The sequence below is a fragment of the Blastocatellia bacterium genome (genome assembly GCA_025055075.1).
Classification (GTDB): domain Bacteria; phylum Acidobacteriota; class Blastocatellia; order HR10; family HR10; genus HR10.
This window is the reverse complement of the sequence record JANWYV010000021.1, coordinates 22,493-29,144: the sequence shown is the minus strand read 5'-3', so window position 1 is coordinate 29,144 and position 6,652 is coordinate 22,493. Positions and strand designations below refer to the sequence as shown.

Sequence of the window (6,652 nt, the reverse complement as noted above, 5' to 3'; positions counted from 1 at the left end):
GGAATGGAAGGCCTTCCGGCGACGCGTGCGCGCCGAACAAGCTGTAGCCACTCCGAAGGGAGTGCCGACGTGGTTCGCCTCGCGAGCGATGTTCGCTCTAGCCGCGAGCTTGCTCGTGGCCATCGGATTCATCGGCGTCTGGACCTGGCACTTGCGACGAGAAACTCGGCAATTGGCCGAGCAGCTCCAAGTCGAACGGGAGCGACGGGCTGCTCTAGAGCAGGAGAATCGCCGCCTCCAGGAGCAGAACTCTCTTCTCACGCGCATGCAGGAGCAAGCCTCCCTCCTTGCGCGCACGTATGAATCACAACTGGCGGAATTGCGGGAGCCGCAGCCGAACATCCCCGTCTACGACATCTTCTCCCGTGAGTTCTTCCTTCGGTCGGGAAGCCCAACTGTAGCCAATCGCATTGTGGTCTCCCGCACGGCCAAAAGTTTCGACCTGGTTCTCAGCGCAACGCATTACCCGCAATATCCGAGCTACGCGATCGAGATCGTAGATCGCCACGGTCGCCTGCGCTGGCGCGCCGTGGGATTACAACGAGATCGTCATGGGAATTTCACCCTGACGATGAGTCGCGCGTTCCTCGGTCCGGACGAGTATCGGCTGATGCTCTACGGTCAACAAGACGGACGCCTTCGGCGGATCGCGGAATACATCGTCGTGCTCCGTTACCAATAGCCGAGCCCGGACGTCGCTGATCCCTGGGAACCATCAGCCGCTGCCTGAAAGCCCGAAGCCGACACGACGCGATGTCTCGCTTCAACACACGACGCGCTCTCAAACCCGCAATCAACGCTTTTCCGCACGGAACGAAGCCATCGCACACCAGCGACATTTCACGAGACAACCGGATCACTTCGCGATGAGCCTTTCTCATACCCACGCCCTATTTAAGCCTCACGCTTGCAGACGCCCGCCGTCACATCAGGGGCCAGGATCGCCCGAGACCCGGCGCGGAAACGCTGCACGGCCGCAACCCGTTCCATCACTAGAAGTAGCTGCAAGCGAGCGCCTACGAAATCCCCACCGAATTGACTCATCGCCTCAAGGAGAGCGCGAAGATCGGACTGCGTGGCACATCCTCCTCCTGCAAGTTCCTAGCATGGTCGGACAATATGGGGAGCGGGTTGTGCTACCAGACCCTGACACTCCACATTCAACGTTCCCGAATGAGCAGCAAGGCGCGCGGTACGGATATCGTGCGGACGATCTTGTCCGCCGGCAGCGTGAAGACGACGGAGAAATCAGGGGGATTTCGGAGGTCGAGGGCTTTGGGACGAAGCGTGATCAGCGGAAAGGGGCGGTTGCGTGGTGGTGGGGGCAGGTGGTCAATCATCGCGGCGAGTTCGAGGGGGTAATCATCATAGCGAATTCGGGCGATCGGTGTTTGCGGAGACTTAGGGAGGCGTATCTTGCTCTGGGGACGATCGGCGGCTTACCATTCCCCTCTTTGAGGGCGGGAGAAATACGATGAGCGTGCTCCGCGACATTGGTCGCAACTCTCGCTCTGGCGCGTGTATCCATGAGGGGACGATGCCGGAGATTGTGATCCCCGTGGGCGAGTTCGATTTGGAGCAGACGCTCGAAAGCGGACAATGCTTCCGCTGGAAACGGGTGCGGGCAGGCGAGTACATCGGCGTCATCGGACGGAGCGCGCTTCATATTCAACAGGTGCCGCGGCGATTGCTGTCCGATCCGCTCGCGTCTGCCGCGAGGGGGGATGCGCGGTCGAACGTCCTTCTCGTGCGCTTCATCGGAGGTCGTGTCCCTCAGGAGGCCGAGCGAGCGATTGTTCAGTATTTCGATCTCTCGCGGGACTATCCAGCGATTTTGCGTCAGCTTCGGCACGATGCGGCATTGGCGAGCGTGGTGCCGCGGCGAGCTGGGATTCATATCTTGCGACAAGAGCCGTTCGAGACGATTATCTCGTTCATCATCTCGGCCAATAACCATATCCCGCGCATTCGGCTGATTCTGGAACGGCTGTGCGCTCGCTATGGGGAGGAGATTCGGACCCCGTGGGGACCCATGTACAGCTTTCCGCGACCGGATGTCTTGGCGGAAGCTCGTCTCGCGGACCTTCGAGAACACTGCGGCTTGGGCTATCGCGATCGGTATGTGCTCGCGACGGCTCGAGCGATCGCCGAGTGCGCGGATTTCGCCTCGTGGTCCACGTGGCCGACGCTGGTCTTGCGACGACGGTTGCTTGCGCTCGAAGGGGTGGGCGAGAAGGTGGCCGATTGTATTCTCCTTTTCGGCTTCCATCGGTTGGAGGCCTTTCCTGTGGACACGTGGATCGCGCGAGCGATGCAAGCGTTGTATTTTCCCGATCGGATCCCCCGATTGCGGGAGATTCGCGCCTGCGCCGTCGAGCGCTTCGGCTCATATGCTGGAGTCGCGCAGCAATATCTCTATGCCGCTTTTCGTGCCGGCAAGAAAGTGGCCCGACCTTCGCGCGAGCCTATTGAGGAGGCGTGGTGAGCCGAGATCGTTCGACGAGATCCTCGAAAGAGGTGACGGGCGTTTCCAAGACGCGCGAAGCGATGCCCTCCATCGCTCGGCCGGACATCCCTCCGGCTCCTTCGTTGAGGAAGCGATTGCGGCGAACGCTCTTGCGTTGGTATGCGGGCGTGCAGCGCGACGTGCCCTGGCGGCGGACCGACGATCCGTATCGCATCCTTGTTGCGGAATATATGTCGCAACAGACGCAGCTTGAGCGCGTGCGGGCGTACTACGAACGATTTCTCCAACGGTTTCCTGACATTCAAGCGCTCGCGCGAGCTTCGCTCCAAGATGTGTTGAAGGCATGGGAGGGACTCGGATATTATGCCCGCGCTCGCTATTTGCACGAGGCAGCGCGACAGATCGTCCGCGAGTATGGAGGGCGCATCCCCGATGATCCGGCGCACCTATTGGCCTTGCCCGGATGCGGGCCGTATACGGCGGCGGCGATCGCTAGCATAGCGTTCGGTCGACCCGTTCCAGTTCTGGACGGAAACGTAAGGCGCGTTCTCTGTCGAGTGCTCACCCTCGATGAGGACCCGCGTCGTCCTGCCGCCGAGCGGAAGCTGCGGGCGTTCGTCGAAGCGCTCATAGCGGAGGAGGATTCCGAAGGTGGAGCGCGCGAGATCAATCAAGCGTTGATGGACCTGGGGGCGCTCATCTGTCGGCCGCGCGCTCCGCAATGCGAGCATTGCTGTTGGCGCTTCGCCTGTCGCGCGCGACAGCTCGCGTCACCCACAGCATTCCCGGTCAAGAGCGCATCTCCGAAGCGCCCGCATTATGAGATCGCCGTGGGGGTGATCTGGCGCGATCCTCCGGCATGCGATAGGGCATCTTCCTCGCGATCGGCGAAAGCGCGTCGGGATTCCGAAAGCGAGGTGCTCATCGCGCGGCGTCGGGAGGAGGGATTGCTCGGGGGCTTGTGGGAATTTCCTGGAGGGAAGCGCGAACGCGGCGAGAGTTTACGTCGCTGCTGTGCCCGAGAGATCGAAGAAGAGGTCGGGATACGCGTTCGCGTCGGGCGGAAGATCATGACGATTCGGCACGCCTATTCGCACTTTCGAATCACGATGCACGTCTTCGAGTGTTGGCCCGTGGAGGGCTCTCCGCGTCCGCTCGGGTGTCAGGAAGTGCGATGGGTGCGATGTTCGCAACTCTCGCGATATCCCTTTCCGGCGGCCAATCGCAAGATCATCGAGGCCCTGCGGAAAGCCGATCTGCGGACAAACCGACGGGCTTGATGAAGAGCGCGCATGTGGTCGGCGGCGCGCCCTCTGCGCGTTGCGCATCGTTCGCTCAAGAGGCGGCTCTTGCCAGTGGCTCCCCGCGCGACGCGTTGCTATCATAGGAGTTCATCGTGCACATCACTTGGAGGGGGGAGCGATGAGGCGATTCAGCCAATGGCTGGTGTTCATTCTCTTTCTCATGTCCGCCCTTGCTCGCCAATCGAGCGGACAGACGGCTTCGCTTCAAGAAGCGCTCAAGAGCATCACGGTCGAGAGACTGGCCGAGCACATTCGGCGTCTCGCTTCGGATGAATTCGAGGGGCGAGCGCCCGCTAGCCGCGGTGAGGAGCTGACGGTTCGCTATTTGATCGAACAGTTCCAACGCTTTGGATTGCAGCCGGGAAATCCCAATGGGACGTACATTCAAAACGTGCCGCTGGTCGGGATCACGGCCGATCCCTCGGCTTCGCTCATCTTCACGGCCAATGGGAAGCAGAGGGTGCTTCGATACGGCGAGGACTTCGTCGCCTGGACGCGCCGCATCGTAGAGACCTCCAGCGTCGCTGCGGACCTCATCTTCGTCGGCTACGGCGTTCAAGCGCCTGAGTTCCAGTGGGACGACTTCAAGGGCATTGACGTGAGGGGGAAAGTGCTTGTGGTCCTCATCAACGATCCGCCGGTGCCCGATCCGAGGGATCCGTCGCGACTGGATGAGCGCGTGTTCGGCGGGCGCGCGATGACCTACTATGGGCGTTGGACCTACAAGTTCGAGAAGGCGGCCGAATTGGGGGCTGCCGGCGCTTTGATCATTCACGAGACGGAGCCCGCGGGTTACCCATGGGCCGTCGTGCGCAGCAGTTGGACGGGGGAGCAATTCGATCTGGTCGCACCGGATCGGAATATGTCCAAATGTGCCGTCGAGGGGTGGATCACCTATGAGCAAGCGAAGGCGCTCTTCGCCATGGTCGGCAAGGATCTGGAGGCGCTGAAGAAGGCGGCAGTCAGTCGGGATTTTCGTCCCGTGCCGCTCGGGGCGCGTGCGACGCTCACGCTGCGGAACACATTGCGCCAGATCGAATCCCGCAACGTGATTGCTCGGCTTGATGGGAGTGACCCGAAGCTCCGGCAGGAGTATGTCATCTACGTCGCGCATTGGGATCATTTGGGGATCGGGCCCGAGGTGAATGGAGACCGCATTTACAACGGCGCCGTGGACAATGCGTCCGGGACTGCGGGGCTTCTGGAGATCGCTCGCGCGTATACGCGTTTGTCGCCGCCACCACGGCGTTCGATTCTCTTCCTCGCGGTGACGGCCGAGGAGAAGGGATTGCTCGGGTCGCGCTATTACGCCGAGAATCCGCTCTATCCGTTGGAGCGAACCGTCGCCGTCATCAATATGGACGGACTGAACGTTTATGGCCGGACGCGCGACATCACAGTCATCGGATTGGGGAATTCGACGCTCGATGAACACGTGCGAGCTGTGGCAGCAGAGCAGGGGCGCGTGGTACGTCCAGATCCGGAGCCGGAGAAGGGATTCTTCTATCGGTCCGATCACTTCAGCTTCGCCCGGCAGGGTGTCCCGGCGCTCGATACTGATTCGGGCATCGAGTACATCGGGAAGCCAGAGGGTTGGGGACTGGAGATGCGGCGCAAGTACACGGCCGAGCGCTATCACAAGCCGCAAGATGAATTCGATCCGAGTTGGGATCTGAGCGGCGCCGTCGAAGATCTGCAATTGCTCTTTTTGGTCGGCTATCGGGTGGCTAATGACGATCGGTGGCCGGAGTGGTATCCGGGGACCGAATTCAAAGCGAAGCGAGAGGCGATGCTGAAGCGCTGAAGCGAGCCACTCGAACAGAGGTCTCGCAAGCAGCGCGTCAATCGTAGAGTGGAGGTTCGCCAGGCGGTCGCGTGTGCCATCGTTTATGGACCCAGAGCCAGTGATCGGGATAGCGGCGGATGAAGGATTCCAGGACCTTGTTGAAGCGCTCGGTGTTGAGCCGAAGGTCTTGCTCGGGGTCACCAGTCCGGATCAGGGGGATGGGCGGATCGAAGTGAAGTATGTGCGTGCGTGTCCGCTCATCCCAAATGAGGAAGCCGGGGATGACGGGAGCCTCCGTGCGGAGCGCCAGATGCGCCAGGAGAGGAGATGTGCACGCGGGTCGTCCGAAGAAGTCGCAGAAGAGGCCTTCGTGCGGCTGCGTGTTCAGGTCCATGAGGACACCGATCGTCTCTCCTTGGCGTAAGGCTCGACGGACGCGTCGCGCCGCCTCGCGCTTGGGAATCAGGCGATTGCCGCTCAGCGCGCGGTAAGTCTCGATCAAACGATCAAGGAGCGGATTGTCCAACGGCCGCGCGAGAAAGGCCATGCGATAGCCATAGAGCGCATGAGCGAAAGCGCTGAGTTCCCACGCGCCGAAGTGAGCCGTGAGAATGAGCACACCTCTCCCCTGCGCTCGCGCGCGTTCGTAATGTTCCAATCCCTCGTAGGTGACGATCGCGCGAATCGTCTCGCGCGTCAGCTTGGGGAATTGGCTGAATTCGCCCAGCGACCGTCCCAAGTTCCGAAATGCGCGCCGAAGGAGATGGCGTCGCTCGCGCGTGCTCATCTGTGGGAAGACGAGGGCGAGATTGCGATAACCGACTCGCCGCAGTCGGCCCCAGGCACAATAGGCGAGGAGTCCGAGCCATTCCCCGATGGCGAGCGCCCATGAGCGAGGAAGATGTCCCAGGGCTTTCAAGATGAGCCAGGCGGGGACGTATTCGATCCAGTGTCGTAGGGTCGTCCTCCGTCGCGCGGTCATTGCCGGCGCATTCGCTGACATGCCCTCGAGGAGGCCAAGCTAGCATACCTCCGAGGGGCTGTCAAACTTCGCCTCAGGCAGCGCGGCTGGCACGCTCGGCGCTCGCGGGAGCT

6 protein-coding genes are annotated in these 6,652 nt (G+C 61.5%); 4 read left to right on the top strand and 2 right to left on the bottom strand.

Going from position 1 to position 6,652, the window contains the following annotated elements:
* Positions 1–682: hypothetical protein (locus tag NZ746_05890; protein MCS6816895.1), on the top strand; the 682-nt coding region annotated here is incomplete at its 5' end.
* A 478-nt stretch (positions 683–1,160) separates the two neighbouring features.
* Here the strand turns inward: NZ746_05890 and NZ746_05885 are convergent.
* Complete coding sequence (locus NZ746_05885; GenBank protein MCS6816894.1) at positions 1,161–1,340, bottom strand: hypothetical protein; 180 nt, start codon at positions 1,338–1,340, stop codon at positions 1,161–1,163.
* 197 nt (positions 1,341–1,537) lie between these two features.
* On the opposite strand from NZ746_05885, the gene NZ746_05880 reads away from it, so the two are divergent.
* The 3 genes from NZ746_05880 to NZ746_05870 all read left to right on the top strand — a co-directional run bounded on the left by NZ746_05880 (position 1,538) and on the right by NZ746_05870 (position 5,575).
* Entirely contained in the window at positions 1,538–2,485 is a 948-nt protein-coding gene (locus NZ746_05880; protein MCS6816893.1) for an 8-oxoguanine DNA glycosylase, read from the top strand.
* Positions 2,482–3,747 (top strand): A/G-specific adenine glycosylase, encoded by a 1,266-nt coding sequence (locus NZ746_05875; GenBank protein MCS6816892.1) that lies wholly within the window; start codon positions 2,482–2,484, stop codon positions 3,745–3,747. The genes NZ746_05880 and NZ746_05875 overlap by 4 nt, the downstream gene beginning before the upstream one ends.
* Positions 3,748–3,889: 142 nt before the next feature.
* Positions 3,890–5,575, top strand: a complete 1,686-nt coding sequence (locus NZ746_05870) for a M20/M25/M40 family metallo-hydrolase (GenBank protein MCS6816891.1) — start codon at positions 3,890–3,892, stop codon at positions 5,573–5,575.
* Between the two features lie 37 nt (positions 5,576–5,612).
* Here the strand turns inward: NZ746_05870 and NZ746_05865 are convergent, their stop codons facing one another.
* The gene (locus NZ746_05865; GenBank protein MCS6816890.1) at positions 5,613–6,560 is read right to left on the bottom strand and encodes a lysophospholipid acyltransferase family protein; all 948 of its coding nucleotides are present in this window, start codon (positions 6,558–6,560) and stop codon (positions 5,613–5,615) included.
* Positions 6,561–6,652: the final 92 nt, after the last annotated feature.